The organism is Serratia sp. (in: enterobacteria) (genome assembly GCF_046715635.1).
In the GTDB taxonomy this organism is placed as follows: domain Bacteria; phylum Pseudomonadota; class Gammaproteobacteria; order Enterobacterales; family Enterobacteriaceae; genus Chania.
The window spans coordinates 1-2,707 of sequence record NZ_JBKJYW010000081.1; the positions used below are offsets into that span (position 1 = coordinate 1).

The window sequence follows — 2,707 nt, forward strand, 5'->3', positions numbered from 1 at the left end:
GGTCGGGGCAGTATGGGGTGTTTGGTCAGGTGACACGGCAGACCGATGCGATGTGGCGCAACTTCAGCCAGCCACTGGGAAGGTTTCGCCAACCACTGCGTTATGCTGGGCAATACATGGATGAAGAAACCGGGCTGCATTACAATACCTATCGATATTATGCACCTGAGGTTGGGCGATTTATCACACCAGATCCGATCGGTTTGGCAGGTAGTCTGAACCTTTATCAGTATGGGCCTAACCCTCTGAGTTGGATCGACCCTTGGGGGCTCACGAATGTTACAGTTGGAAGGTGGATGGGGCCAGCAGAGCATCAAGCAATGATTGAGACTGGTAAGGTTGTGCAAAGTTCTACAGGAACAACCCATGTGGCCTCACCTGCGGATGTTAATGCCTTTGGTAAACAAGCAAAAAATGGAGCAATGTATGTTGAGTTTGATGTCCCTAAGAGTTCGTTAATACCAACAAACGAAGGCTGGGCAAAGATTGTTGGACCAGACTCTTTAGAAGGCCGCTTGGCTAAACGTAAAGGGTTACCTGTGCCAGAAATGCCGACAGCTAGTAATATAAGTGTGAAGGCTGATAAAATCGATGGGAGAGTAAAAACAAGATGCTAAGAGAATTCGAAGTATGGTTGCATGCGCACACCGATTATCAGTCAGTTTATAACGAAAATGAACTATCTGATAGTATGGTTATAGATTTTGAGAACGATAATTATATTGCGCGATTCACTATTTGGGATGATTTAAGTTGCATGTCTGAAGTTATGTGTGCAGATTCGGGAAAGTATAAACTAAACAAGAGAAACGAGTTTTCAAATTTCGATGAACTCTTGCACTATTTTAAGATATTTTCGGAAAGTGTAAAGTAATCATTATGCCAAGTAATATCTTATAGAGGGATGTTGGTTAGCTAAAGGAACGTATAATGCATAATATGAAAGTTAAATGGCTCACTTATGAGGAATGTGGTAGGAAAGCCATCCCCTCTAAAGGAAAATATGTTTCTGTGGCAAGATTCTCTGAAGATATCAACTGGCAGAATAATGCATGGAGTGTTGTTTTTGAGCTTGAATCACCAACGCATGAGCGAGGAAAAAGCATAAGTTCAGGAACGGTTTCATTTTTGGTTGATAATGCTTCTCAAGAGCGAATGCTGAACCATTTTTCTTTTGACATCTATGAGGGGCCTAAAAAAGTAGCGGATGTTTATTTACGACCGAGTTAGAGTTTACGAAACGCTCAGCAGGACTATGTCTGCACATTATTCTCACTGAAATAACATGCTTTCATCCTTGCAGGATTAGATTTGAAATAGTAAATCAGGATATGAATTAGAGGTAAATCATGGCAAGAAGAAAAATATGGTCTTATGCTTACAAAGGAAATAAGGAATACGTCTGGAGTGATAAGGTAGATAAAGAGAGATTATTTTTCATATGGGAGGCGATCAAAATTAGAAAGGAAAATCCTCAGGAGTTTTCCACATTAACGTTTATGAGCACACAGTTTAATAAAAACAAACGCTCAGAATTAATTCCTGTTAAAAAATCAAAAACAGCTTTTTTTCGATACAAATCAGAATCGATGCCCTCTAGCGAGTCACAAGATTCTGACTCTGAATTAATTTCTCATGAAACTGCAATTTTAGTTCTTTCCGAAATGAGCGTAGTTAAATTCCAAGAAGGCAACACATTATATGAGATTGAATTTGATAAGATAAAAAAAGATGACCTCAAGATTAGATTCGAAAATGGTGCAACTTATTATCCTGACTTGATGGGGTTCTTTAGTAAACCTGAAGAACTGGCTAAAAGATGGGGAGGAAAAGTTGCTATAGAGGTTAAAGTAACTCACGAATGCAGTTATGAAAAAATAAAAGACTTTGAAGATCACAATATACCTATAATTGAAGTGAGATTATCTGACAAGTTGCGTTTAAGATCAGAAATCAATAATACTGATATTGATGAATCTGACATGGAAAGATATTACCATTTATTGCATAGTAAGTTTTCCAAAGTTGTTTATATGAAGGTTTTATCTAATCCTGTAATGCTTAAGGAACATAACTCCATCCTTTTAGAAAAAAACAAAGAAATTTTCGAGCTAAATAATAAAATAATCTATTGTAAAAATGAATTAGAAAACGAAATAAGCAAAAACAAAGTTCATAATATAAAAATAGAGAAACTTGAAAAGAGCATATCTGTTTTCAAAGAAAACATACCTAGACTAAAAAAATTTATTGATGATGGTAAAACAGAAAAAGATAAAACTTTGAAAGCATTACATGAAGAGAAGGATATAAATAAAAGTCTTGAGAAAAAAATATTGCATTTGGAGTCAACCAACTACGAATACGAAAACCTTAGCTTTATTCAACGGTTGAAGCGACTCTTTTAAGGTGTAGCAAAGTGATGATAAAATACCCCCTCTCAATTTCAACCCGTTAATAAAATAATAATTTTACTTTACTGCAACTAGAGTATCAAAAAAATAAATGATACTCTAGCTTAGGTAACAATCAAGGTTTTGTCGCTAATAATTCATAGTTCAATAATTTTTCTGGAGTGAAACGTAAGCGTCCGGCGAACTCACATTGTTAACGATGCACCGTTATCACATTCTAACCTCGGTCAATATGACAACGCTGAGGTAAAATATGACAATACGGTATTCTCGTAGTGAACGGCAGCAGCATC

3 protein-coding genes are annotated in these 2,707 nt (G+C 36.6%); all 3 read left to right on the top strand.

The annotated features are described in order from the left end of the window. Nucleotides 1-617 (top strand): RHS repeat-associated core domain-containing protein (locus tag ACLQ7H_RS03855; protein WP_411751528.1); only part of this gene is annotated, 617 nt, incomplete at its 5' end. 313 nt (nt 618-930) lie between these two features. Then, nucleotides 931-1,230 (top strand): hypothetical protein, encoded by a 300-nt coding sequence (locus ACLQ7H_RS03860; protein WP_411751529.1) that lies wholly within the window; start codon nt 931-933, stop codon nt 1,228-1,230. A 119-nt stretch (nt 1,231-1,349) separates the two neighbouring features. Continuing rightward, a complete protein-coding gene (locus ACLQ7H_RS03865; RefSeq protein WP_411751530.1) occupies nt 1,350-2,408 on the top strand; it encodes a hypothetical protein in 1,059 nt (352 codons plus the stop codon). The last annotated feature ends 299 nt before the right edge of the window (nt 2,409-2,707 follow it).